The following is a 23,845-nucleotide window of genomic DNA, read 5'->3' as shown; positions in this document are numbered from 1 at the left end:
ATGAGCAGAAGTATCAAAAAGGGACCTTACGTCCAGGAAGTCCTCCTCAAGCGCGTAAAGGCAATGAACGAAGCCGGAGAGAAGAAGGTGCTCAAGACATGGAGCCGTTCTTCTACCATTTTCCCGGATTTCGTTGGCCACACCATCGCTGTGCATGACGGCCGCAAGCATGTTCCGGTATATGTCACAGAGGATATGGTAGGACACAAGCTGGGTGAATTCGCACCGACTAGAACCTTTAAGGGTCACGCTGGTTCCAAGACATCCAACAATGGTAAGAAGTAAGCGGAAGGAGGAGATCACATGGAAGCAAGAGCATATCTGAGAAATGCGCGCATTTCACCTCGTAAGGTGCAGATCGTTCTGGATCTGATCCGTAATAAGCCTGTTGATATCGCACTGGCGACTCTGGACCTCACCCCGAAGGCTGCCAGCCCGATGCTGGAAAAGCTTTTGAAGTCCGCAATTGCAAATGCAGAAAATAATCACAGCATGAATCCGGATAATCTTTATGTAGCGGAGTGCTTCGTAACGCCGGGTCCGACCATGAAGCGGATCATGCCGAGAGCACAGGGCAGAGCATATCGTATTCTGAAGAGAACTTCGCATATTACGATTGTCCTGAAAGAAGAAGAGTAAAATCCAGTAGGAGGTTGAGTTATGGGCCAGAAGGTTAATCCGCACGGTCTCCGTGTCGGCGTCATTAAAGATTGGGATTCCCGCTGGTTTGCGAATAAGTCTGACTTCGGCGATACGCTGGTAGAAGATTATAACGTTCGTAAGTTCATTAAGAAGAACCTGTATGCCGCAGGTGTTCCGAAGATTGAGATCGAGCGTTTCGCAGATAAGGTAAGAATCCACATCCACTGCGCAAAGCCGGGCGTTGTGATCGGCCGCGGCGGTGCAGAGATCGAAAAACTGCGTGCACAGCTGGAAAAAATGCTGAACAAGCAGGTTTATGTGAATATTGTAGAAGTAAAGCAGCCGGATATGGATGCACAGCTGGTAGCAGAAAAGATCGCACTGGATCTGGAAAATCGTATTTCTTTCCGCCGTGCGATGAAGCAGTCCATCGGCAGAACCATGCGTCTGGGTGCAAAGGGTATCAAGACAAAGGTTTCCGGCAGACTGGGCGGTGCAGAAATCGCACGTTCTGAGAGCTATCACGAAGGAACCATTCCGCTTCAGACCATCCGTGCCGATATCGACTATGGTTTTGCAGAAGCAAATACCACATACGGCAAGATTGGCGTAAAGGTTTGGATCTATAAGGGCGAAGTTCTGAAGGGCGATGCAGCAAAGGCTGCCGCACAGAGAGAAAAGGTAGAGAGAAAGTCCCGTGAGTCCCGTGGCCGTGACGACAGACGCCGCCGTGACAATCGGAATGGTGACCGCAGAAACGGCGGCAATTTCCGTCGTGATGCCAGAAGAGAAGGAGGTAACCAGTAATGCTGCTTCCTAAGAGAGTAAAATACCGTCGTGTCCACAGAGGCCGGATGACGGGTAAAGCAACCAGAGGTAATTTTGTAAGCAACGGTGAGTATGGTATCCAGGCACTGGAGCCGGCATGGATCACCTCCAACCAGATCGAGGCAGCTCGTATCGCAATGACTCGTTACATCAAGCGTGGCGGTCAGGTTTGGATCAAGATCTTCCCGGATAAGCCGGTGACCAAGAAGCCGGCCGGCACTCGTATGGGTTCCGGTAAGGGTGCTCCGGAATACTGGGTAGCAGTTGTGAAGCCGGGCAGAGTGCTGTTCGAGATCGCAGGCGTGCCGGAAGAGACCGCACGTGAGGCTATGCGTCTCGCAATGCACAAGCTGCCGATCAAGTGTAAGTTTGTAAAGGCTGAAAAAGGAGGCGAGCAGTAATGAAAGCAACCGAAGTTAACAACATGCCGGTAGATGAGCTGAACGCAAAGCTGGACAGCCTGAAGGAAGAGCTCTTTGCACTTCGCTTTCAGCTCGCAGCAAATCAGCTGGAAAACACTGCCCGCATCAAGGCAGTTAAAAAAGATATCGCACGTGTGAAGACTGCACTCCGTTCTGCGGAACTGTCTGCACAGCAGTGAGTAGGAGGGTTTTACTGTGGCTGAGAGAAATTTGAGAAAAACCAGAGTCGGCAGAGTTGTCAGCGATAAGATGGATAAGACCGTCATTGTTGCAATCGTCGATAATGTAAAACACCCGCTGTATAAGAAGATCGTAAAGAGAACCGTCCGCCTGAAGGCACACGACGAAAACAACGCTTGCAAGGTTGGCGATCGTGTTGAAGTGATGGAGACCCGCCCGCTGTCCAAGGACAAGAGATGGCGCGTCGTAGAAATCATCGAAAAGGCAAAGTAAACATCATCAATAGAGAAACCAGAATCGGTCTTTGGATGAGCCAGAGACGTTCTGAAAGGAGGAACTCGCTGTGATTCAGATGCAGTCTTATTTGAAAGTTGCAGATAACACCGGTGCGAAAGAACTGATGTGCATCAGAGTTCTGGGCGGCACCCGCAGAAGATATGCAAATATCGGCGATGTCGTGGTAGCATCTGTTAAGAAAGCAACACCCGGCGGCGTTGTAAAGAAGGGCGACGTAGTCAAGGCAGTGATCGTTCGTTCGGTAAAGGGTCTGCGCAGAGAAGACGGGACCTATATCCGTTTCGATGAAAATGCTGCTGTTATTATCCGTGAAGATAAAAACCCGAAGGGCACTCGTATCTTTGGGCCGGTAGCAAGAGAGCTTCGTGATAAGGATTATATGAAGATCCTGAGCCTCGCTCCGGAAGTACTGTAAGTTGGAGGTGTCAAGATGAGTAAGGTTCATGTAAAAACAGGCGACACCGTTATCCTGCTGACCGGTAAGGCTAAGTACCAGTATAACGATCCGGAAAAGAAGGAAAAGGGCAGAAAGACCGGTAAGGTCGTAGAAGTCAGCCCGAAGGAAGGCAAGGTCATCGTAGAAGGCTTCAACGTTGTGACCAAGCACGTAAAGCCTACCCGTATGGGTCAGGTCGGCGGCATTGTAGAAACCGAAGCTCCGCTGTATGCAGATAAGGTACAGTTGGTTTGCCCCAAGTGCGGTCAGCCCACCAGAGTTGGTCATACCGTAGAGGACGGCAAGAAGCTTCGTGTCTGCAAGAAGTGCGGCAAATCTTTTGAGTAAAGGAGAAACGATATGTCTACGTTAAAAGATTACTACAATAGCACCGTTGCTCCTGCAATGATGAAGAAGTTCGGCTATGAGAATGTCATGCAGATCCCGAAGCTCGACAAGGTTGTTGTCAACGTGGCAGCCGGCGAAGCAAAGGATAACGCAAAGGTGATCGATGCGATCATGACAGATCTCGCAGCAATCACTGGTCAGAAGCCGGTGGTTTGCAGAGCAAAGAAGTCGGTAGCTAACTTTAAGCTCCGTGAGGGTATGCCTATCGGCGTAAAAGTGACTCTCCGCGGCGAAAAGATGTATGAGTTTGTATACAAGCTGTTTAATGTAAGCTTCCCCCGTGTACGTGACTTCCGTGGTATCAACGGCAACTCCTTCGATGGTAAGGGTAACTACTCTACCGGTATCAAGGAACAGCTCATTTTCCCGGAGATCGAGTACGACAAGATCGACAAGGTAAGAGGTATGGATATTAACTTCATTACCACGGCACAGACCGACGAAGAGGCAAAGGAACTGCTGACTCTGCTCGGCGCACCGTTTGCGAAGTAATCAGGGAGGAAACAAGATCATGGCAAAAAAGGCAATGAAATTAAAGCAGCAAAAGACTCCCAAGTTTTCTACACGTGCTTACACCCGTTGTAAGATCTGCGGAAGACCCCACGCTTATCTGAGAAAGTACGGCATCTGCCGTGTATGCTTCCGTGAATTGGCGCATGAGGGCAAGATTCCGGGCGTAAAGAAAGCAAGCTGGTAAAGAGGAGTTACGAAAAGGAGGTCATTGGCATGCAGATTACAGATACAATAGCAGACATTCTGACAAGAATTCGTAATGCGAGTTCCGCACGGCACGCCACGGTTGACGTTCCTGCTTCCAACGTAAAGAAGGCTATTACACAGATTCTGTTGGACGAAGGCTATATCAAGGGCTTTCAGGTCATTGAGGATGGCAAGCAGGGCGTGATCCGCATCACACTGAAGTATACAGAAAACCGTTCGCCGGTTATCACCGGTCTGCGCCGGGTTTCGAAGCCGGGTCTGCGGATCTATTCCAGCTGTGAGGATATGCCGAAGGTACGCAAGGGACTGGGTATTGCAATTGTTTCTACCTCAAAGGGCATTATGACAGACAAGAAGGCTCGTGAGCTGAATGTCGGCGGCGAAGTTTTAGCATTTGTTTGGTAAGGAGGACACGGGATTATGTCAAGAATAGGAAAAAAACCGATTAGTGTTCCTGCCGGCGTAGAAGTAAAGTGCGAAGACAATTTCGTCACCGTGAAGGGCGCAAAGGGCACTCTGACCAGACAGTTCTCCAAGGAACTGGGCATCGAGATCGCAGACGGTGTGATCAATGTCACTCGTCCGTCTGATAATAAGGAGCACAGATCCCTGCACGGTCTGTCCAGAACACTGATCGCAAATATGATCGAGGGTGTAACCAATGGTTACTCCAAGACCCTGATCATCGAGGGCGTCGGCTATCGTGCTGCAAAGAAGGGCAAGGACGTTGTCATGAACCTGGGCTATTCTCACCAGGTAATTGTAACTGAAAATGATGACATCAAGCTGGATGTACCCCAGCCGAACACCATCGTTGTCAGCGGCATCGACAAGCAGAAGGTCGGCCAGTTTGCAGCAGAAGTACGTGAAAAGCGTCCGCCGGAGCCGTATAAGGGCAAGGGCATCCACTATGTCGACGAGCATATCATCCGCAAGGAAGGTAAGGCCGGCAAGGGCAAGAAGTAATTCGGAAAGGAGTAGACCGCTATGATTAAAAAGGTAGATAGCAAAAAAGCTAGATTAAAGAGACATGCAAGAGTTCGCTCGAAGATCTCCGGTACTCCTGAGCGCCCGCGTCTGTGCGTATACCGCTCTACAAAGCACATTTATGCACAGCTGATCGACGATGTGAACGGCGTTACCCTGGCATCCGCATCCAGCATGGATAAGGCATTTGAGGGCGCAGGCGGCAATATTGAAGGCGCACGCAAGGTCGGCGAAATGATCGCAAAGCGTGCACTCGAAAAGAACATCACCGATGTTGTCTTCGACAGAGGCGGCTATCTGTACCACGGCAGAGTGAAGGAACTCGCAGACGGTGCACGTGAAAACGGACTGAAGTTCTAAACAAGGGAGGTATTACTTTGGCTAAAATTGATCCGCAGGGTCTCGAGCTTGCAGAAAAGGTCGTTTCCATCAACCGCGTATCCAAGACCGTAAAGGGCGGTCGTATCATGAAGTTCGCAGCTCTCGTAGTTGTCGGCGACGGCAACGGTATCGTGGGCTTCGGTCTCGGAAAATCCGGCGAAGTGCCGGATGCGATCCGCAAGGGCATCGAAGATGCCAAGAAAAATCTCATTCAGATCCCGCTGAAGGGCACCACCATTCCGCACGAGATCGTCGGAAAGTTCGGCGCAGGCGAAGTTCTGATGAAGCCGGCAGCTCCCGGTACCGGTGTTATCGCCGGCGGTCCGGTTCGTGCTGTCATCGAAGTTGCTGGTATCAAGGATATCCGTACCAAGTCGCTGCGTTCTAATAATCCGTGCAACGTGGTACGTGCAACCATCAACGGACTGGCATCCTGCACTACAGCAGCAGAAGTTGCTGAAAAGAGAGGCAAGTCCGTGAAAGAAATCTACAAATAAGGAGGGTGCGAAATGGCAAAGGAAATCAAGCTCGTAAAAAGCCTGATCGGTCGCAAAAAGGATCAGGTTGCAACAGCAAATTCGCTGGGTCTCAAGAAGGTCGGCGATGTCAGCGTACAGCCTGAAAATGAGGCAACCCTCGGCAAGATTCAGAAAATTTCTCACCTCGTAGAGGTAACAGAAGCATAAGTTAGACGCTAAGGAGGTGCACATATCATGAAGCTTCACGAATTGTCCCCGGCTCCGGGTTCGACGAAAGAAGTCAAGAGAATTGGCCGCGGCCATGGCTCTGGTAACGGCAAGACTGCCGGCAAGGGTCACAAGGGTCAGAATGCCCGCAGCGGCGGCGGCGTAAGAATCGGCTTTGAAGGCGGTCAGATGCCGCTGACTAGACGTATTCCGAAGAGAGGTTTTAACAACATCTTCGCAAAGGAATATGCAATCGTAAATGTTTCCGATCTGAACCAGTTCACTGAGGGTACCGTTGTGGATGCAGATCTGCTGAAGGCAGCTGGTCTCATCAAGAAGGTATGCGACGGCGTAAAAGTACTCGGCGATGGTGAGCTGACAACTAAGCTGACTGTAAAGGCTGCAAAGTTCACAAAGAGCGCAGCTGAAAAAATTGAAAAGGCTGGCGGAAAAGCAGAGGTGATGTAACGTGTTCAAGACGTTAAGAGATGCCTGGAGTATTCCGGAGATCCGGAAAAAACTCCTGTATACATTGCTGATGCTCCTGATCTTTCGTCTGGGCAGCGCTGTTGTGGTTCCGTTCCTGGATACCGCTACAGTCAGCACTTGGATGACAGAAAACGCAACCGGCGGTAACTTCCTGGAATACCTGGATATTATCACCGGCGGTGCCCTTTCTCAAGCAACCGTATTCTCTCTGTCTATCACTCCGTATATCAACGCATCCATCATTATGCAGCTGCTGACATATGCACTGCCGCCTTTGGAGCGTATGCGTGACGAGGGTGAAGAGGGACAGAAAAAGCTCAATAAAATTACTGCTGCCGTTTCTCTGGCATTGTCGGCATTTATGTCCTTTGCATATTATCTGACACTGAAAAACCAGATGGGCGCAGTGACAGACGGCGGCTCAAAGGCAGCCAATGTCTTTATTGCATTCGTTATTGTCGGTTCCTTTATTGCTGGTACGTCCATTGTTGTATGGATGGGTAACCGGATCAACGACAAGGGCATCGGAAATGGTATCTCTATGCTCCTCTTTGCCGGTATTCTGGCTCGTTTCCCGGTTATGGCAGGTACTCTGGCTGAACTGACAAAGAACGAACCGCAGCGGTATTTCTTCGAAACCCTGGGTGTTCTGGTTCTGTTCATTGTGATGATCGCATTCATCGTTTTCATGAATGCATCGGAGCGCCGGATCCCGATCCAGTATGCAAAGCGTGTAGTCGGCAGAAAACAGTATGGCGGTCAGTCCACACACATTCCAGTGAAGGTCTGCATGAGCGGCGTTATGCCTATCATTTTCGCCATGTCCTTTATGTCTCTGCCCAGCACCATCAGCCTGTTTAAGGCACCGAATCCGGAGGCTACTACCTTCTGGGGTAAGTTCTATAACGGATTTATTAATTTCTTCAGTACACAGTCCCTGAGCTATGCCGTGATTTATTTCATTCTGATTATTGCATTTAACTACTTCTATGTATCCATGCAGTATAATCCCATTGAAATCGCCAATAATCTCCGTCAGAATAACGGCGGTATTCCTGGCATCCGTCCCGGAAAGCCCACCTCGGATTATATCCAGCGGGTTCTGTCGAAGATCACTCTGGTTGGTGCGTTCTTCCTGGGTATCATTGCGATCTTCCCGATTGCACTGACCTGGTTCGACCACAACCTCAGCTCTCTGGCAATGGGTGGTACTACGGTATTGATCGTTGTCAGCGTAGCACTGGAAACTGTCCGCACGCTGGAGTCCGAAATGATGATGCGTCATCATAAGGGCTTCCTCGAATAAATAAGGAGGCATATTCCTATGAATCTGATTCTTTTAGGCGCACCGGGTGCCGGCAAGGGTACTCAGGCAGAAAAGATCTCTGAGGCACTCTCTATTCCGCAGATTTCCACCGGTAATATGCTGCGTGAGGCAGTCCGCACCGGTACGGAATACGGCGTAAAGGCAAAGGCTGCTATGGATGCTGGTGCACTGGTTTCTGATGACATCGTCATCGGGATTCTGAAAGAGCGTATCGCACAGGACGACTGCAAGGCAGGCTTCATTCTCGACGGTTTCCCCCGCAGTGTTCCTCAGGCAGAGGCACTGGACGAAATGGGTGTCCGCATCGATAAGGTGCTGGAGATCTATGTTCCGGATGAGACCATCAAGGAGCGTGTTTCCGGCAGAAGAGTCTGCGAGATGTGCGGCGCAACCTATCACATTCAGTTCAAGCCCAGCAAGGTCGAGGGCATCTGCGACAAGTGTGGCGGAAAGACCATCATCCGCAAGGATGACCAGCCGGAAACGGTTCTGGATCGTCTCGCAACTTATCATAAGACAACTGAACCGCTGAAGGCGTATTATGAAAAGCAGGGTAAACTCGAAACCGTCATTGGTCAGGAAGAAGTTGCAGATACCACTGCACTGACTCTGAAGGCTGTGGGCGTAAAATGAGTGTAACGATCAAATCGAAATCTGATTTGCTGAAAATGCGGGAGGCGGGCAGAATCGCAGCCCGTGCGCTGGAACATGCCGGAAAGGTGATCCACCCCGGTATGACCACAAAACAGCTGGATAAATCCATTCACGATTTTATCGTCAGCTGCGGTGCTGTGCCGACATTCCTCGGCTACGGCGGTTTTCCGGCAAGCGCCTGCATTTCAATCAACGAAGAAGTGATTCACGGCATCCCCAGCCCGAAGCGGATCATCCGTGAGGGCGATATTGTCAGCGTGGACGTTGGCGCAACTTTCGATGGATTCGTCGGCGATACGGCATATACCTTTGCTGTCGGCGATATCTCCGAAGAGGCAGCAGACCTCCTGCGTGTGACAGAGGCTAGCCTTTATGCAGCGATCGAAGCGGCAAAGGTGGGTGCACGCCTGGGTGACGTGTCTCATACGGTGGAAGAGTATTGCGGTTCCCGTGGATACGGTATTGTACGGGAATACTGCGGTCACGGAATCGGACACGAGATGCACGAGGATCCGGAAGTGCCGAACTACGGCAAGCCTGGTCACGGCATCCGGCTGATGCCCGGTATGACGTTCTGCATCGAGCCGATGATCAACGGCAAGGGCGACGGCGTCCGTGTGCTCAAGGATGGGTGGACGGTCGTGACCCGCAGCGGTTCTCCTGCGGCGCATTTCGAACACGAGATTGCAGTGACGCAGGAAGGCCCGGTGATTCTGACCAGACCATAAGCGGAGGATCGTTTTTATGGAACTGACAAGAGGTCTGGTGGTTCGTGCTCTTGCCGGCAGAGATCGGGGCGGCTACTTTGTGGTACTGTCTGTGGAAAATGGTTATGCCACGATCGCAGACGGAAAACGCCGCAGGCTGGACGCACCGAAACGGAAAAATATACGGCATCTTCAAATGACAGCTACACTCGTCGATTTGGAGGGTGTCACGGACAAAAAGCTCAGAAGTGTGTTGAAGCAGTATCAGTGAGGACAGTCCGTTCCGCTGATTATCAAGATACCCGTCGGGGAGGTTATCAGTTTGTCAAAGCAAGATGTGATTGAGGTCGAAGGGATCGTTCTCGAATCTTTGCCCAATGCAATGTTTAAGGTGGAATTGCAGAATAAGCATACCATCCTTGCGCACGTGTCCGGAAAGCTGCGGATGAACTACATCCGTATCGTGCCGGGCGATAAGGTGACTGTCGAGATGTCGCCCTATGATCTGACCAAAGGCAGAATCACTTGGAGAGCCAAGTAACTTAACCTGTTTTCCGGAACTGCACAAGGCAGTTTCCGTGAAAATGGTTTCAGGGGACACCGTGTTTCCGGTTGTAACCATCGTTTCCAATTCATCGCAGACGGCAGATGGCCGGCTGCACAGTTGTTCCGAGAAGGAGGACAGTTGCAATGAAAGTAAGACCTTCCGTAAAGCCGATTTGCGAAAAATGCAAGGTGATTAAGCGTAAAGGCAAAGTAATGGTAATCTGCGAAAATCCGAAGCATAAGCAGCGTCAGGGCTAAGCCCGGGATTTTTTAACATGGAGGTGCAGGAATAATGGCAAGAATAGCAGGTGTAGACCTTCCGAAGAATAAGCGGATCGAGATCGGTCTGACTTATATCTACGGAATCGGCCGCAGCACAGCAGATGAGATCCTGGCTGGTACCGGCGTAAACCCGGATACCCGTGTCAAGGATCTGTCCGAAGAGGATGTTGCAAAGCTGCGTGACTATATCGATAAGCACTGCGTGGTTGAGGGTGACCTCCGCCGTGAAGTTGCATTGAATATCAAGAGACTCGTGGAGATCGGCTGCTACCGCGGCGTTCGTCATCGTAAGGGTCTGCCGGTAAGAGGCCAGCGGACGAAGACAAACGCAAGAACTCGCAAGGGTCCGGTAAAGACCATCGCAAACAAGAAGAAGTAAGGGAGGGTGTTTCGTTTTGGCACAGCAGAAAGGCAAAAAGGTTGTTGTCCGCCGCCGCAGAGAGCGTAAGAATATTGAAAACGGCGCCGTACACATTCAGTCCACATTTAACAACACCATCGTAACCATTACCGATACCCAGGGCAATGCCATTTCTTGGGCAAGCTCCGGCGGACTGGGCTTCCGCGGTTCGAGAAAGTCGACACCGTTTGCTGCACAGACAGCGGCTGAGACCGCAGCAAAGGCAGCAATGGAGCACGGCCTGAAGTCGGTAGAAGTATACGTAAAGGGACCGGGTTCCGGAAGAGAAGCTGCGATCCGTGCACTGCAGACCGTTGGTCTGGAAGTCAAGATGATCAAGGATGTGACTCCGATCCCGCACAATGGATGCCGTCCGCCGAAGAGACGTCGTGTCTAATTACAGGAGGTGTAATATATCATGGCAGTAAGCAGAGAACCGATTCTCAAGAGATGCCGTTATCTGGGTATCAGCCCGATGGTTATGGGTATCTCCAAGCAGTCTAACCGCAATCCGGGTGCCGGAAACCGCAAGAAGGTTTCGGAATACGGTATGCAGCTGAAGGAAAAGCAGAAGCTGAAGTTCATCTATGGCGTAGGCGAAAAGCAGTTCTACCACCTGTTCGAGATCGCTTCCAAGATGGAAGGCAAGGCTGGTGATAATCTGATCGCATGTCTGGAGTCCCGTCTGGACAGCGTTGTGTTCCGCATGGGTCTGTCTCTGACACGCAGAGAAGCAAGACAGCTGGTAACACATGGTCACTTCACTGTAAACGGCAAGCCGGTCAACATTCCGTCCTATCGTGTAAAGGAAGGCGATGTTGTTGCACTGAGCGAAGGCAGCCGCAGCAGCGCAAAGTTCAAGGAAGTTGTAGAGCAGACAGCTGACCGCACCATTCCTGTATGGATGGAAGCAGATAAGGAAAACTTCTCCGCAAAGATCGTTCGTCTGGCAAAGCCGGAAGATCTGGATTATGAAGTTGCAGCACATCTGATCGTCGAGCTGTACTCCAAGTAATCATTTGCATCATACGGAAATTTGGAATAAAACCACAGACGAAGCTACCAAGCATAGGAGGGTGTTTTTATGCTGGAGAAGATTGAAAAGCCGGAACTCGACACAGTGGATCTGCGAAGCGACGGAAAATACGGTAAATTTGTATTGGCACCGCTGGAACGTGGCTATGGTATCACCCTTGGCAACAGTCTGCGGCGTGTGCTGCTCTCCTCATTGCCCGGTGTGGCTGTGAATTCCGTGAAGATCGATGGCGTACACCATGAACTGAGCACCATTCCTGGTGTAAAAGAGGACGTAACTGAAATTATCCTGAGCCTGAAAGGGCTCACCGCAAAGCTTTATGGCGACGGTCCTAAGACCGTTTATATCGAAGCTGAGGGTGAATGTGAGGTTACTGCCGGTGATATCAAGACCGACTCTGAGGTGAATATCCTCGATCCAGGTATGCATATCGCAACACTGGGAAAGGGCGCAAAGCTCTATATGGAGATCGTTATCGACCGGGGCAGAGGCTATGTTTCTGCGGAGCGCAATAAGCAGATGATGAATCCCCCGATTGATGTAATTGCAGTTGATAGTATCTATACCCCTGTGCTGAAGGTGAACTATCAGGTAGAGGATACCCGTCTCGGTCAGGTCACAGACTATGACAAGCTCACACTGGAAGTGTGGACAGACGGCACGATCTCTGCAAAAGAAGCCATCTCACAGGCAGCCAATCTCCTCAACGAGCATCTGAAGCTGTTCATTGACCTTTCTGATGAGGCAAGCATAGCGGAAGTTCTTGTGGAAAAGGACGATAAGGGGAAAGAAAAAATCCTGGAGATGACCATTGAGGAACTTGACTTATCCGTGCGGTCGTTCAACTGCTTAAAGCGTGCCGGGATCAATACCGTGGACGATTTGATCAACAAGTCTGAGGAGGAAATGCTGAAGGTGCGCAACCTGGGCAAGAAGTCCTTTGACGAAGTGCGGGAAAAGCTTCAGTCCCTGGGCTTTGACCTTGCCAGTGAGGAAGACTGAGAAACGAATAGATCCGTGCGGCAGTACATACCATGTGCCGCCGCAGTTAGAAAAAGGAGTGAATAACAATGCCGGGTACCAGAAAACTGGGCAGACCGACCGATCATAGAAAGGCTATGCTGCGTGGAATGGTGACATTCCTGCTGGAAAACGGTCAGATCGAAACAACTGTCACTCGTGCCAAGGAAGTACGTGCGGTTGCAGAAAAGATGATCACTATCGCCAAGACAAATGATCTTCATTCGAAGCGCCAGGTAATGGCATATGTCACCAAGGAGAGCGTCGCAAAGAAGCTCTTTGACGAAATTGCACCGAAGTATGCAGACCGTAACGGCGGTTATACCCAGATCGTAAAGATCGGACCCCGCCGCGGCGACGCTGCGGAAATGGCTGTCATTAAGCTGGTTGACTGAATTCGTACCTGAGGTACGGTCATAATTGCAGGCAGGATGCACATATGTGTGTTCTGCCTGTTTTTTGTGCTGTAAAAAATGCTGCACCGGAATAAAGCACAAGGCGATACCTTTTTCGGAAATACCAATTTTCCATGAGAGAATCATGGCGTTTTTTTGCAGATTCTCAGTAAATATTTGTGCAACATGATGGAATATATGTAATTTTTTTATGGAATACTGCCAAAAAGCGTGCATCTCTCTTTACAAATTGCGAATTTTAGAGTATAATTTGAATAAACGTTTCTGTGCATCCGATCACCCGGATCTCAGGGACGCCGGATCAGTGCGGTGATCCGGGATCTTTCTTCGGAAAGACCCCTTTCCCGGATCGCCGGCGGCAGCTGCGGTATAGGGGTATGCAGGCTATATTCCTGTGACATTTTGCTTTCGGATAGGATAGTCTCACTGCACGCCGGGTTTGTTATATGGTGGAATATTTCACATACAAGATTCCAGATTTGCGTGATGTCCATGACTCTGGGCTGCATATGCAGATTCCCTTTGGGATATTATACAATTCTGCAATCTCGGATTCAGCCAGTTTATACAAAAACTTTGCGTATCTATTGACTTTTCTGTTGGGATATTCTATAATAAGAATAATTGGAACAGCACGGATCTGAGAAGCGATTCTTGCAGAGATTTCGACCAAACTTTTATCATTGTAGGCTTGCCGGCTCGGAACACCGGCGGGCATACAAGCAATCAGAGGAGGATAACAAATGAAGGCAAAAAGAACAATTGCAGGCGTTATGGCGTTGGCAATGCTCGCTTCGACTGCGGTTTCTACGAGTGTTTCTGCGGCAGATGCAGCGGTTTCACTGAAAGCTTCCAATGAAACAGTTGCTGCGGCCGGTGATGCATTCGCAGTACAGGTGACGCTGGAGGATATCCCGTCTACAAAGGTAAATGTACTTGACTTTGCAATTACCTATGACAACACTGTCCTGACCATCGACAAGGTGGAGATCGGCGACGCTGCAAATGTGGATGTCAGCGGCGATTCTACTGGCGCAGAAGCTCCTGTTTTCGCTTCCAGCATCAGGGATAAGGAGGTCGTTGTCAGCTGGACAACAGCTCTGGACTCTGCATCCTGGATCGCAGAGGACGGCGTGATCCTGACCATCAGCGGTACCGTAAATGACGGCGTGGCTGACGGTACAGTGACACCTATCGACTTTGCTCCGGCGACTCGTGAAACCTATACCGGTACTGGCGAGTACAACAAGAGCTTGCTTGTAGGCTATGTCTATGGTACAGATTCCGCCGAGTATACCGTGAACACAACGGCTGGTTCAGTGACTGTTGGCACTGCTAAGACAACAGATACCACCACTACTACCGGCGGCGGTACTACCACAGAAGCAACGACAGCGACATCCGGCGATCAGACTGATGATACCACCAAGGAAACACAGGCTACCACAAAGAGCACCGGAGATGCGTCTGTTCTTTATGGTGACGTAAACTGTGACGGCAGAGTGGATATTACAGACTCTGTTCTGCTGAACAAGGCTACTGCTGGTGCAGTAAAGCTGAACGAAGCAGCTGCTGCTAATGCTGACTGCGATTCTAACGGCGAATTGAGCAGTAATGACTCTATTGTACTGCTGAAGTTCCTGGTACATCTCATTACATCCCTGCCGTCTGCAGAATAAGCACATGGATCCGGCAGGATCTCTAAATTTACGTATATTTGGGAGAAATGTTCCGAGGGGGAATGTGTCTCCTGATTATAGGCAATATTCATCATACGTATTTTCCGGCACTTGCCGGAAAGGAAAGGAAAGGAAATCATGAAGAAACGAACAAAGAAGGTATTATCCTTCGGCGTTGCAGCTCTGATGGCGGTAGCTTCTCTGCCGCTGAGTGCGCTGCCGGCAGTGGCTTCTGTGGATTCTTCCCAGACAGCCAATGGCGGCACACCGTACAATTTTGTCCTGAAAGAAGAAGGCAGCGGTCTTCAGACCATTGAAGTCTCTAAGGACGATGTTGCAGCTGGCGACGTTACTAAGAGTCTCGACGTTTACATTGATTCAGAAGCTTGGGCAGAGGATAACTACATCAACTCTGTTACTCTGAACTGGATCGCAACTAAGGGCAATACGCTGGCAGAGGGCGGTTCCATCGAGAACTCCATCTACTACACTAACGTATTCAATGCAGCTGGTAAGGATGCTGCTGCATCGGATAAGACCCTGCCGGACGGTACTACAGTTAACACTCAGTATCAGATCTACAGCCTGGCTCCCATGCTCAAGACTTCTAAGGGTTATCGTTATACCGATGCAAAGTGCAGCGTAAACACAAGAGAAGTTGCCTGTGATATGATCTTCGGCGCAGATCTGGTATATGCCGGTGAGAACAAGGTAACCTTCGAGTATGACTACTATGCAAATGTAGATGATTACAACGCAGACCAGGGTGCTGCTACACCTACCCATAAGTCCCACATGGTTGAGACTCTGGATGTTGTAAAGAACGATGCAGGCACACCGTGCATCACCTACAGCTACATTGAACAGGGCGCAGATAATGGTGCGAACTATGTAAAAAAAACAATTACCCAGGAACTTCCGTGTTTCTCCAATGATCGTTTCATTTCAAAGGCACCGAACTGGGCTCCTACAGAAACCAAGGATTGTATCCCGGATATCAACAACTTCTACAGCTGGGGCTTTATGGCAAGCAGCGGCCGTACCAACTGGGTTCTTGATGATTCCATGGCTCTGAAGTTTACTTCTTTCGATGTTGTAATCCCGAAGGGCACAGAAGAAGGTACATACTATGTACAGATCTGCAGCCGTAACGCAGATCAGGAATACATCGCTCTGCCGACTGCTGCTGATTTCGATGATGTAAAGGCAGATCAGGATGAAAAGCGTGCAACCGGCCGTCTGGAAGATATGTCTACTTCCATTCACGGCAAGCTGAAGTCTGCAGCATATTCTCTGCCGCAGGATGCAAGCACTGCTGTTGTAAAGATCGTTGTTGGTGACGGCAAAGGCTCTGGTGAAGATACTACAACTTCTACTGAAGCTACCACAGACACCACTACTACAACTGATACGCCAATATCTGGCGACAAGACCCAGTGGCTCATCAACGAAGCTGATGTAACTGCTGTTCCTGGCGATACTTTCATTGAGCTCGCAATCACCCAGAAGAACGGTGTTTCTTCTGACGGCGTTGTTGGTGCAGCAATGGTCAACGAGACAGTCCGCAAGGTACTGCTCCCGTCTGGTGACCTCGGTCTGAGCGATATGATGTCTGCCGGCGATGCATACAACGGTCTGGAACGGACACAGTGCAACGCAACAGAGTACAATGACAACGGTTTCCTGCGCTTCGGTCTGGCTGGTCAGGGCGTAAGCGAAGTAACCGGTGATACGCTGGCAACAGTCGTATTTGACATTGCAGATGAGGCTACTGTAAAGGCAACTGCTGCAGAATTGGGTCTGACTCTCCAGAAAGATGCAGACGGAAAGACCTATTATGAATTCCCGATCGAATGGGCACCGGATGGCACAGACCTCGGCTACTCCGATGGTAAGGAAGTAGATGTAAAGCGTTTTGACTATCACAACGCTGACGGCGTGGATATCCACGAGACAGGTCTGGAACTGGTTCCTGGTTCTATCAAGATCTATGTAGATGGTATTGTTGAGCCGGTTGACAAGACCCAGTGGCTCATCAACGAAGCTGACGTAACTGCAACCGCAGGCGATACTTTCGTTGAGCTCGCAATCACTCAGAAGAACGGTGTTTCTTCTGACGGCGTTGTTGGTGCAGCAATGGTCAACGAGACAGTCCGCAAGGTACTGCTCCCGTCCGGCGACCTCGGTCTGAGCGATATGATGTCTGCTGGCGATGCATACAACGGTCTGGAACGGACACAGTGCAACGCAACAGAGTACAACGACAACGGTTTCCTGCGCTTCGGTATGGCTGGTCAGGGCGTAAGCGAAGTAACTGGTGATACACTGGCAACTATCGTATTTGACATCGCAGATGAAGCTACCGTAAAGGCAACTGCTGCTGAACTGGGTCTGACCGCTCAGACAGATGCAGACGGAAAGACTTATTATGAATTCCCGATCGAATGGGCACCGGATGGCACAGACCTTGGCTACTCCGATGGTAAGGAAGTTGATGTAAAGCGTTTTGACTATCATAACGCAAGCGGCGTGGATATCCACGAGACAGGTCTGGAACTGGTTCCTGGCTCTATCAAGATCTATGTAGATGATATTGATGAGACAACCACAACAGAAGCAACTACTACTACAACAGAGACCACTACTACCACTACAACTACCACTACCACTACCACAACAACAGAAGCAACCACAACAACAGAAGCAACTACAACAACAGAAGCAACCACAACAACAGAGGCAACTACAACTACAACCACTACAGAGTCTACTGTTGCTACTACAGCATCCACTGAAGCTTCTACTACTTCCACCTCTGCAACTCTGCCGAGTGGTAAGTCTGTATGGTCTTTGGATAAGATCACTGTAAATCCGGAACAGGGCGCAGGCGGCGATGAGCTGAACTTCAAGATCAGCATCACAAATGCAATCCCGACTGGCGGTGTTCAGGGTGCGATTTATCTGCCGGATGCTACAAAGAAGCTGCTGCTGTGGCCGTATTACTTCGGCAACGGTGAAGACTACTCTGTAACAACAGAAGGCATCACTGCAGTATATCCGACTCTGGGCTGGATGGCTAGCCCGCAGAACGTGATCGAGAATGTTTCTATCGATGGCGTAGAAAAGAATGCAAATCGTATCGACTTCGCTTCGAACCAGCAGGAAGTTGCTACACCGGCAGCAGAAAAGGGCGATCTGTTCGCTCTGTCTATTGCAATTCCGGACGAAGCAACTGTAGTTTCTATTGCAGAGGAATATGGCCTGACAATCCAGAAGGCTGATGACGGCACTTATTATTATGAGTTCCCGGTTCAGTGGATGGAAAAGGGCGAGGATACTTCCTCTTCTGGTCCGCTCCGTCGCTTTGACTATGTTGATGCATCTAACCAGCACGTATTCGATGAGTTTGTAACTCTGGAAGATGGTTATATCCGTGTTGTTGTTTCCGAGCCGAAGGTAACCACAGAGTCTACTGCGGCAAGCACAGATGACACGACAACAACAACAACAACAACTACTACTGGTACAACTGCTACCACAGAAGGTTCTTCCACTACTTCTTCCACAGAAGGTACGAACAACGATGAAGTTGTTGTTGAAGTAAAGGAAACAGCTGGCTTCTACTTCTCTGTAGATGACAATGCATTCGACCCGGCTGACCTGCTGAAGTCTGCAACTGTAAACGGCGAAGATGCTATGGCTGACATTACCTTCGAGTATGCTAATCCGGCTGCAATGTATGACGCTGTTGGTAAGCCGTATGTTGCACAGGAAATGAAGGTTCTGTACAAGGGTGAAGAAGTTGCTGATACTACAGTAACTGTTTACATCGGCGTGAAGGGTGATACAAACCTGAATGGTGAGGTAACCGCAGATGATGCTTATGAAGTACTTGTTTACTATGCAAGTGCATCTGTTAACAAGCCTGCTTCCTTCACCGATGGTAAGGATGCAAACCTGGAGACTCTGGCATACTTCCTGTCTGATGTTGATACAGAAGGCAAGGAAGGCAAGAATACAGATGACAACATAATCGATGCTAATGATGCATATCATCAGCTGGTTTATTATGCAAGCGTATCTGTTAACAAGCCGATCACATGGCCGGATGTTATTCCGTCCCTGAAGAACCTGAAGGGCTCTATCTGGGCAGCATAAAATTGCATGAAATCTGACACCATGGGGAAATGACAGAATTTCATAAAAAAACCGGTGCGGGAGAGATCCTGCACCGGTTTTTTGCGTCTGATCGCATCTAAAGTTTGCCTTGACAAACTTTAGGGTTCTGTGCTATACTTTAGCCGTTCTGCATACAGTAATACTAGAACATGTTTCGGGAAAGGATGAGAAATATGGGTTTTATTGAACTGCTGCTGACAGCAGTCGGACTGGCAATGGATGCTTTTGCCGTCTCCATCTGCAAGGGACTGGGGATGCGGAAAATGCGGTATGGTCAGGCTGTGGTGATCGGTTTGTACTTTGGCGTATTTCAGGCACTAATGCCTCTGATCGGCTGGCTGCTGGGCACGTCTTTTTCACGATATATCCAGGCGTTTGACCATTGGATCGCTTTTGTGCTCCTGGCACTCATCGGCGGAAAAATGCTGTGGGATGTGTTTCACGAGGATGACGAGGCAACAGCTGCACAGAAGCTGGATGCGAAACTGGATCACCGGGAGTTGTTCATGCTCGCCATTGCTACTTCTATTGATGCACTTGCTGTGGGCATCGCTTTCGCCTGTTTGGATGTGGAGATCTGGAGTTCGGTTTCCATTATCGGTATCGTGACTTTTGTTATTTCTTTCTGCGGCGTGTGGATCGGGAATCGCTTTGGCAGCCGCTTTGAAAAAAAAGCCGGGATTGCCGGCGGCATTGTGCTGATTGGCATCGGCGTGAAGATTTTGGCAGATCACCTGATTCATAACCAGTGAATCGTAGTAAAACAGCATATCGCCCAAAATATCCCTATTTCTTTTCAAAATCGTATTGACAATTTTGAAAAAACCTGCTAAAATATATGTATAAATTGATATTGCAGGAGGGGAGTCATCCATGGCACCAAAAAAGCTGCGCAAGAAGCAGATGATCGTGATTGTAATGAGTCTGGTTTTGGCAGTGGTCATATTGATTTCTGCCATTTGTCTGCGTGCGTCTCGTTATATTGGGTCGGGTGAATCCCACCTGATGGAGGCCATCCGCAGTCTGGGCGGGGGATGTGCCGTTACTTCAATGGAAGATCGTGAAAATTTGCGGCGGCGGCAGACCATGCTGGAAGAAGGCAGCGCATCCTATCCGGATATGAAAGGGTGGCTTGTGATTCCGGGGACATCTATTGATTATCCGGTGATGTACAGCGAGGATGAGGACTATTATATTGACCACAGCTACGATCAGAAGGATGATGTCTACGGCACGCCTTTTCTGTACAGCGGCAATGCGCCGGATTTTTCTGACGATGTTTCGGTGGTCTATGGACACGCCATGAACAACGGCACGATGTTCGGGTCACTCCGGTCGTTTCAGGAAAAAAGTCGGTTTCAAGAGGTGACGCAGGGGTATCTGATCCTGGAGGACGGATCGCATCTCCTGACCATTGCGGCGAGTCTGTCTGGAAATCCAGAAATAGAGGAAATGCTGAAGCAGTCTGCATCCGGCGTGGATGATAAGAGTGCATTTCTGGACATGCTTCTGGAAAATGCTCAGCAGCAACGTCAAGTGGAACTGACAGAGGAGGATCGCTTGCTGGTGCTGTCCACTCTGGAATATGAGAAAAATGAAAAACAGTCCCAGTGGATCCTGATCGCAAAAATTGGACCAGCAGAGGAAATACCAGAATAAGAGCCTGTTCAGCATCTTTTTTCGCACATCTTTTCGGCAAATTTTGCCGTTAACTGCGTCGAAAATCCTTGCCATACGTCAGTATGCCTGCGGATTTTTTCCTTGTAAACGACAAAATTATGCTCGAAAATCCGCACATAAAAAGATACTGAACAGGCTCTAAGAAAACGGTTTCAGCAATCTCAGCTGAAACCGTTTTTTGTATCAATGATGTGGTAAAAAAGTTATTCCGTGTGGCAGCGTATCTTTTGAGTCCACACAGCAGGATACCACCCAGTCTGGCTGTATCAGAAACTGTCGGAATTGCCAGCCGGAAACGGAAGCGTAGATGTTTTTCCCGTCCAGCCTAAAGCTAAGGGTATGTAAGGGGTAGGAGATCCCCACACCGATAGCTTTTACATAGCTTTCTTTCAAAGTCCAGAGCCGGAAAAAATGCTCATCGGGATGTTGGCTTTCCCGGACGGCCTGGCTTTCTTCCGGCGAAAAGGCACGGCGCAGGACACGTTCCCGGAGCGGTCGGATCGCCTCTGCATCTACGCCCAGAGGCGCATTAGATATGCCGCAGACCGCAAGTCTCCGGCAGTGGCTCAGGTTAAAGTGCAGCTGGGGAACGTTCGGGAAAAAGGGCTTTCCACGGCTGTCACGGGTGATCTCCGGCAGGGATAGCCCATAAGATTCCCACAATACCCGGCGGAGCAGCGCATAGGCAGTATCGTGCGCCGCAGATTTTCCGGTATCCAAAATGGGACAGGCAAATAGTTCCATGGAAGCCTCCTTGATCCTAAGGCAATACTGCACAAAAATTGTGCGGAATTGCCTTAATTTCCTCATTTGTCAATTGATCAGATAATCCATCACTGTCCGGATGGTCTCACTGGTGCTGGTGCGGGAGACCACATCCTGCACCATGATCGGGTCGTCTGTAATAATGCTGTCTACGTGGAGATTGCAAAGGCTGCGCACTTCGGAAACGCTGTTCACCGTCCAGGCGAATACCTGCTTGCCTGCCTGGTGGGCGGAATTGACGACCTGGCTGGTGACAAATACTTTGTTAAGACTAAATGCGTCAGCGTATTTCAGAGAATAAAACTGTCCATAGGCAACGCTCATGATATAGCCTGTGCGGATGTCCGGGTTTGTTTCTTTGATGCGTTTAAGGGAACTGTAGGAAAAGGATGTGACCCAGCAATTGTCCGTGTAGCCGTATGTGGTAATTAGATCAGCAACGTCTTGTTCCAGGGTAGGCGAGGTGTGATCTGTAGGTTTGATCTCAATGTTCAACCGAATGCGACCATCTATAAATTGCAGCGTTTCTTCCAGGGTAGGAATCCTGGCGTTAGCGTATGCTGGATCGAACCAGCTTCCGGCGTCCAGATCCCGGATCTCATCATAGGTGACATCCCAGATATTCCGGTTCATGCCGGTGGTGCGCTGTAGATCCTGGTCGTGGAGTACCACCAGAACGCCATCTTTTGTCTGCTGGACATCCAATTCGATCATGTCCGCACCGGCATCTATGGCATCGGAAAAAGCGTAAAGCGTATTTTCCGGTGCTTTTGCAGAAAGTCCCCGGTGGGCAGTAATGGTTGGTTTGTGAAACAGGGTCAGCTGGAGATTGGAATTGCCGGTTGCGATGCTGTAAAAATAGGAGACATTCAGTGTTAGAGCGGCAATGGCGAAGCAGACCGCTGTCAGGATGGCAGTGCTGCGCCGGAAGGGACGGGATGACCGTGGAGAGATGCGGATGGGATCGGGAAGAACGACCTCCGGCATCTGGACGCAGCGTTTTTCCAGAAGTGCTGTAATATGCGCCATGCAGATGGGTGTGGCAAAAAAGGAAAAACTCCAGAGGACTGCCTGGATGAGCAGCTTTAGAATTCGTGCTGCCTGAGAGGAGATCACTGCGCTGCTGTGGGTGCTCCGGATCACCAGGAGGATCACTAGGGTTACGATACATAAAAACAACAGCAATACGGCAAAATAACACAGATTCCACAAAAGAACGGAGAAAAAGGTACGCCAGAATCTGCCTTTCACCAGTTCAGTGCTGCACTGATGCGCACGACGGAAGCTGCATTGCCGTTGGGTAAACAAAACGCTTGCGAAGATCCAGTGCACAGAGAGCAGACAACAGAGAATGACAGCTGCCAGATAGATGGGCAGGAGAAATTCCTTTTTCGTCATGTAATAGGCGAGAAAATCCGGGATGCCCATGGCAGCGAAAATACCCGAAGTGGCGGAAAATTGCATGAGAGGGATCAGGATCAGCAGATGCAGCACCAAAAAAGGACTGCCGCCCAGGAAAAAAAGTTTCAGGGAACTGAGCCCGTCACGTACCATACAGCGCAGAGTCACATGGATCTTTTGCCGGGGCGGCTGGGAAAAGCAGGTGCATACAGCGGCAATTTCAAAGAGGGTGTAGAGAGACGCTGCCGTCAGTATTACCAGAATGAGCAGAATCGTCCAAGGAGAACGGAGGAATTGCAGGAGGTTGGAGTTGGTCAGATATTTCAGATGGGCTGCCCGGATGGCAAGCTGGATCAGCCCGGCACATGTAGGTGCGATGACCAGAACCGTGATGAGTTTCCATGCGATCTCAAAGACCATAAGGGATTTCCAGTGCCGTGCCAGACGGTGCAGACCGCTTCTGAACTGGTTCATACAACCACCTCCTTTTCGGATTTTTTATGATATATATCTTAGCGTAACCCTTTTTCGACGGGGTATGCGCCATGGTTTACATTGACTTTAGCTGTTGTTCATCTTACCACATTTTCCGGGAATTGTCAATGTGACGGTCGCAGTCTGAAAGCTTTAGCTAAAGTAGATATAAAGAAAGTCAAGTTACTGTGCGCAGCAAAAGTGCGGAAAGGGGGGTGAGGGGTGAAGGGAAAGGGAGTGCAGAGGGAAAACCGTGAGGGGAGCGGGGGAAATCCGCACTTTTGCCACGGTTTTCTTTTGCCCCCGCTCCCCCTTAGGTTGTCCCTTTGCGCCCCACTTTTGTAAAACACCTTGCAGAAAGTGGAAGTGTGGGCGGCCAATGGTCGTCCCTACAATGGTTTTTCCTTCAATTTTTCGAGAACGGTGTGAGCAATCCTTTGCTCACATATATTTTTAAAAAATATATAGTAAGGGTGAACTGTGTTCGCCTACTGACACCCAGGATGCTTCCATGGGCGAACGCAGGGCATAATCCCATAGGATAAAACAAGAAAAGTTGACTTGCGTGATTTTTTTGAAAAAACACTTGCATTTTTCCTGGACTTGTGCTATAATACTTATATCTGATGCGTTGGTATCAGGAACGGATTCCGGAATATAGGTGTGCGGGTCCTGTGCAACAAAGCACCGTGAACCATGTCAGGCGGGGAACCGAGCAGCATTAAGCGGATTGTTTTGTGTGCCGCAGTCAACCTGCACACCTATGTTCCGGAATTTTTTGAGGTTTTTTGCCCGGGACGGGA

At 49.7% G+C, this 23,845-nt stretch carries 33 protein-coding genes and 1 other RNA gene; 32 read left to right on the top strand and 2 right to left on the bottom strand.

Annotated elements, in window-relative coordinates; translation table 11 throughout:
- The 31 genes from rpsS (at nucleotide 1) to QZ375_RS00280 (ending at nucleotide 20,381) form a co-directional block, all read left to right on the top strand.
- On the top strand, nucleotides 1-285 hold the full coding sequence (rpsS, locus tag QZ375_RS00430) for a 30S ribosomal protein S19 (protein WP_295214002.1): 285 nt from the start codon (nucleotides 1-3) through the stop codon (nucleotides 283-285).
- Nucleotides 286-303: 18 nt separating this feature from the next.
- Nucleotides 304-639, top strand: coding sequence for a 50S ribosomal protein L22 (rplV, locus tag QZ375_RS00425; RefSeq protein ID WP_295214001.1), 336 nt, complete (start codon nucleotides 304-306; stop codon nucleotides 637-639).
- Nucleotides 640-660: 21 nt separating this feature from the next.
- Complete coding sequence (gene rpsC, locus QZ375_RS00420; RefSeq protein ID WP_295213998.1) at nucleotides 661-1,449, top strand: 30S ribosomal protein S3; 789 nt, start codon at nucleotides 661-663, stop codon at nucleotides 1,447-1,449.
- Nucleotides 1,449-1,871 (top strand): 50S ribosomal protein L16, encoded by a 423-nt coding sequence (rplP, locus tag QZ375_RS00415; RefSeq protein WP_177436656.1) that lies wholly within the window; start codon nucleotides 1,449-1,451, stop codon nucleotides 1,869-1,871. Before rpsC ends, rplP begins: the two co-directional genes overlap by 1 nt.
- Nucleotides 1,871-2,071, top strand: coding sequence for a 50S ribosomal protein L29 (gene rpmC / locus QZ375_RS00410; RefSeq protein WP_295213996.1), 201 nt, complete (start codon nucleotides 1,871-1,873; stop codon nucleotides 2,069-2,071). The genes rplP and rpmC overlap by 1 nt, the downstream gene beginning before the upstream one ends.
- 16 nt (nucleotides 2,072-2,087) lie before the next feature.
- Nucleotides 2,088-2,345, top strand: a complete 258-nt coding sequence (gene rpsQ, locus QZ375_RS00405; protein ID WP_295213995.1) for a 30S ribosomal protein S17 — start codon at nucleotides 2,088-2,090, stop codon at nucleotides 2,343-2,345.
- Nucleotides 2,346-2,415: 70 nt separating this feature from the next.
- On the top strand, nucleotides 2,416-2,784 hold the full coding sequence (gene rplN / locus QZ375_RS00400; protein ID WP_295213994.1) for a 50S ribosomal protein L14: 369 nt from the start codon (nucleotides 2,416-2,418) through the stop codon (nucleotides 2,782-2,784).
- A gap of 15 nt (nucleotides 2,785-2,799) precedes the next feature.
- Nucleotides 2,800-3,153: a 50S ribosomal protein L24 gene (gene rplX / locus QZ375_RS00395; RefSeq protein WP_295213992.1), complete on the top strand. Its 354-nt coding sequence runs from the start codon at nucleotides 2,800-2,802 to the stop codon at nucleotides 3,151-3,153.
- A gap of 12 nt (nucleotides 3,154-3,165) precedes the next feature.
- Nucleotides 3,166-3,705 carry a 50S ribosomal protein L5 gene (gene rplE / locus QZ375_RS00390; RefSeq protein ID WP_295213990.1) on the top strand — a complete coding sequence of 180 codons (540 nt, stop codon included), beginning with the start codon at nucleotides 3,166-3,168 and terminating at the stop codon, nucleotides 3,703-3,705.
- A gap of 19 nt (nucleotides 3,706-3,724) precedes the next feature.
- Complete coding sequence (locus tag QZ375_RS00385) at nucleotides 3,725-3,910, top strand: type Z 30S ribosomal protein S14 (RefSeq protein ID WP_295213988.1); 186 nt, start codon at nucleotides 3,725-3,727, stop codon at nucleotides 3,908-3,910.
- Nucleotides 3,911-3,939: 29 nt separating this feature from the next.
- Complete coding sequence (rpsH, locus tag QZ375_RS00380; protein ID WP_295213985.1) at nucleotides 3,940-4,338, top strand: 30S ribosomal protein S8; 399 nt, start codon at nucleotides 3,940-3,942, stop codon at nucleotides 4,336-4,338.
- Between the two features lie 15 nt (nucleotides 4,339-4,353).
- On the top strand, nucleotides 4,354-4,899 hold the full coding sequence (gene rplF / locus QZ375_RS00375) for a 50S ribosomal protein L6 (RefSeq protein ID WP_295213984.1): 546 nt from the start codon (nucleotides 4,354-4,356) through the stop codon (nucleotides 4,897-4,899).
- A gap of 21 nt (nucleotides 4,900-4,920) precedes the next feature.
- Complete coding sequence (gene rplR, locus QZ375_RS00370; protein ID WP_295213981.1) at nucleotides 4,921-5,280, top strand: 50S ribosomal protein L18; 360 nt, start codon at nucleotides 4,921-4,923, stop codon at nucleotides 5,278-5,280.
- A 17-nt stretch (nucleotides 5,281-5,297) separates the two neighbouring features.
- On the top strand, nucleotides 5,298-5,798 hold the full coding sequence (gene rpsE / locus QZ375_RS00365) for a 30S ribosomal protein S5 (protein ID WP_295213979.1): 501 nt from the start codon (nucleotides 5,298-5,300) through the stop codon (nucleotides 5,796-5,798).
- Between the two features lie 12 nt (nucleotides 5,799-5,810).
- Nucleotides 5,811-5,987: a 50S ribosomal protein L30 gene (rpmD, locus tag QZ375_RS00360; RefSeq protein WP_295213977.1), complete on the top strand. Its 177-nt coding sequence runs from the start codon at nucleotides 5,811-5,813 to the stop codon at nucleotides 5,985-5,987.
- Nucleotides 5,988-6,014: 27 nt separating this feature from the next.
- A complete protein-coding gene (gene rplO / locus QZ375_RS00355; protein ID WP_295213975.1) occupies nucleotides 6,015-6,455 on the top strand; it encodes a 50S ribosomal protein L15 in 441 nt (146 codons plus the stop codon).
- 1 nt (nucleotide 6,456) lies between these two features.
- On the top strand, nucleotides 6,457-7,782 hold the full coding sequence (secY, locus tag QZ375_RS00350; RefSeq protein ID WP_295213974.1) for a preprotein translocase subunit SecY: 1,326 nt from the start codon (nucleotides 6,457-6,459) through the stop codon (nucleotides 7,780-7,782).
- 18 nt (nucleotides 7,783-7,800) lie between these two features.
- Nucleotides 7,801-8,436: an adenylate kinase gene (locus tag QZ375_RS00345; protein WP_295213972.1), complete on the top strand. Its 636-nt coding sequence runs from the start codon at nucleotides 7,801-7,803 to the stop codon at nucleotides 8,434-8,436.
- Nucleotides 8,433-9,185: a type I methionyl aminopeptidase gene (map, locus tag QZ375_RS00340; RefSeq protein ID WP_295213971.1), complete on the top strand. Its 753-nt coding sequence runs from the start codon at nucleotides 8,433-8,435 to the stop codon at nucleotides 9,183-9,185. The genes QZ375_RS00345 and map overlap by 4 nt, the downstream gene beginning before the upstream one ends.
- A 16-nt stretch (nucleotides 9,186-9,201) precedes the next feature.
- Nucleotides 9,202-9,435: a KOW domain-containing RNA-binding protein gene (locus QZ375_RS00335; protein WP_295213969.1), complete on the top strand. Its 234-nt coding sequence runs from the start codon at nucleotides 9,202-9,204 to the stop codon at nucleotides 9,433-9,435.
- A gap of 51 nt (nucleotides 9,436-9,486) precedes the next feature.
- On the top strand, nucleotides 9,487-9,705 hold the full coding sequence (infA, locus tag QZ375_RS00330) for a translation initiation factor IF-1 (RefSeq protein WP_295213967.1): 219 nt from the start codon (nucleotides 9,487-9,489) through the stop codon (nucleotides 9,703-9,705).
- A gap of 149 nt (nucleotides 9,706-9,854) precedes the next feature.
- The gene (gene rpmJ, locus QZ375_RS00325) at nucleotides 9,855-9,968 is read left to right on the top strand and encodes a 50S ribosomal protein L36 (RefSeq protein WP_000868342.1); all 114 of its coding nucleotides are present in this window, start codon (nucleotides 9,855-9,857) and stop codon (nucleotides 9,966-9,968) included.
- A 34-nt stretch (nucleotides 9,969-10,002) separates the two neighbouring features.
- Nucleotides 10,003-10,371: a 30S ribosomal protein S13 gene (rpsM, locus tag QZ375_RS00320; RefSeq protein WP_295213965.1), complete on the top strand. Its 369-nt coding sequence runs from the start codon at nucleotides 10,003-10,005 to the stop codon at nucleotides 10,369-10,371.
- A 16-nt stretch (nucleotides 10,372-10,387) separates the two neighbouring features.
- Nucleotides 10,388-10,789 carry a 30S ribosomal protein S11 gene (gene rpsK, locus QZ375_RS00315; RefSeq protein WP_021681240.1) on the top strand — a complete coding sequence of 134 codons (402 nt, stop codon included), beginning with the start codon at nucleotides 10,388-10,390 and terminating at the stop codon, nucleotides 10,787-10,789.
- A gap of 21 nt (nucleotides 10,790-10,810) precedes the next feature.
- Entirely contained in the window at nucleotides 10,811-11,407 is a 597-nt protein-coding gene (gene rpsD / locus QZ375_RS00310) for a 30S ribosomal protein S4 (protein ID WP_295213963.1), read from the top strand.
- A 69-nt stretch (nucleotides 11,408-11,476) separates the two neighbouring features.
- A complete protein-coding gene (locus QZ375_RS00305) occupies nucleotides 11,477-12,430 on the top strand; it encodes a DNA-directed RNA polymerase subunit alpha (RefSeq protein WP_295213961.1) in 954 nt (317 codons plus the stop codon).
- A gap of 68 nt (nucleotides 12,431-12,498) precedes the next feature.
- Nucleotides 12,499-12,843: a 50S ribosomal protein L17 gene (gene rplQ / locus QZ375_RS00300; protein WP_295213959.1), complete on the top strand. Its 345-nt coding sequence runs from the start codon at nucleotides 12,499-12,501 to the stop codon at nucleotides 12,841-12,843.
- A gap of 764 nt (nucleotides 12,844-13,607) precedes the next feature.
- A complete protein-coding gene (locus QZ375_RS00295; RefSeq protein ID WP_295213956.1) occupies nucleotides 13,608-14,543 on the top strand; it encodes a cohesin domain-containing protein in 936 nt (311 codons plus the stop codon).
- Nucleotides 14,544-14,681: 138 nt separating this feature from the next.
- Nucleotides 14,682-18,701 carry a cellulose-binding protein CttA-related protein gene (locus QZ375_RS00290; RefSeq protein WP_295213955.1) on the top strand — a complete coding sequence of 1,340 codons (4,020 nt, stop codon included), beginning with the start codon at nucleotides 14,682-14,684 and terminating at the stop codon, nucleotides 18,699-18,701.
- Between the two features lie 194 nt (nucleotides 18,702-18,895).
- Nucleotides 18,896-19,474 (top strand): manganese efflux pump MntP family protein, encoded by a 579-nt coding sequence (locus QZ375_RS00285; RefSeq protein WP_295213954.1) that lies wholly within the window; start codon nucleotides 18,896-18,898, stop codon nucleotides 19,472-19,474.
- Nucleotides 19,475-19,595: 121 nt separating this feature from the next.
- A complete protein-coding gene (locus QZ375_RS00280; RefSeq protein ID WP_295213952.1) occupies nucleotides 19,596-20,381 on the top strand; it encodes a class B sortase in 786 nt (261 codons plus the stop codon).
- 204 nt (nucleotides 20,382-20,585) lie between these two features.
- Here QZ375_RS00280 and QZ375_RS00275 read toward each other — a convergent pair whose 3' ends face one another.
- Both QZ375_RS00275 and QZ375_RS00270 read right to left on the bottom strand, forming a co-directional pair.
- Entirely contained in the window at nucleotides 20,586-21,146 is a 561-nt protein-coding gene (locus QZ375_RS00275) for a 4'-phosphopantetheinyl transferase superfamily protein (protein ID WP_295213950.1), read from the bottom strand.
- Between the two features lie 69 nt (nucleotides 21,147-21,215).
- On the bottom strand, nucleotides 21,216-23,042 hold the full coding sequence (locus QZ375_RS00270) for a glycerophosphodiester phosphodiesterase (RefSeq protein ID WP_295213948.1): 1,827 nt from the start codon (nucleotides 23,040-23,042) through the stop codon (nucleotides 21,216-21,218).
- Nucleotides 23,043-23,705: 663 nt separating this feature from the next.
- Here QZ375_RS00270 and ffs point away from each other — a divergent pair.
- An RNA gene (gene ffs, locus QZ375_RS00265) (signal recognition particle sRNA small type) lies at nucleotides 23,706-23,804 on the top strand.
- Nucleotides 23,805-23,845: the final 41 nt, after the last annotated feature.

It is taken from the genome of Ruminococcus sp. (genome assembly GCF_019417665.1).
Taxonomy (GTDB): Bacteria; Bacillota; Clostridia; order Oscillospirales; family Ruminococcaceae; genus Ruminococcus_C.
Note: the sequence above shows the minus strand (reverse complement) of the source record. Positions and strands in the feature narration are given on the sequence as shown.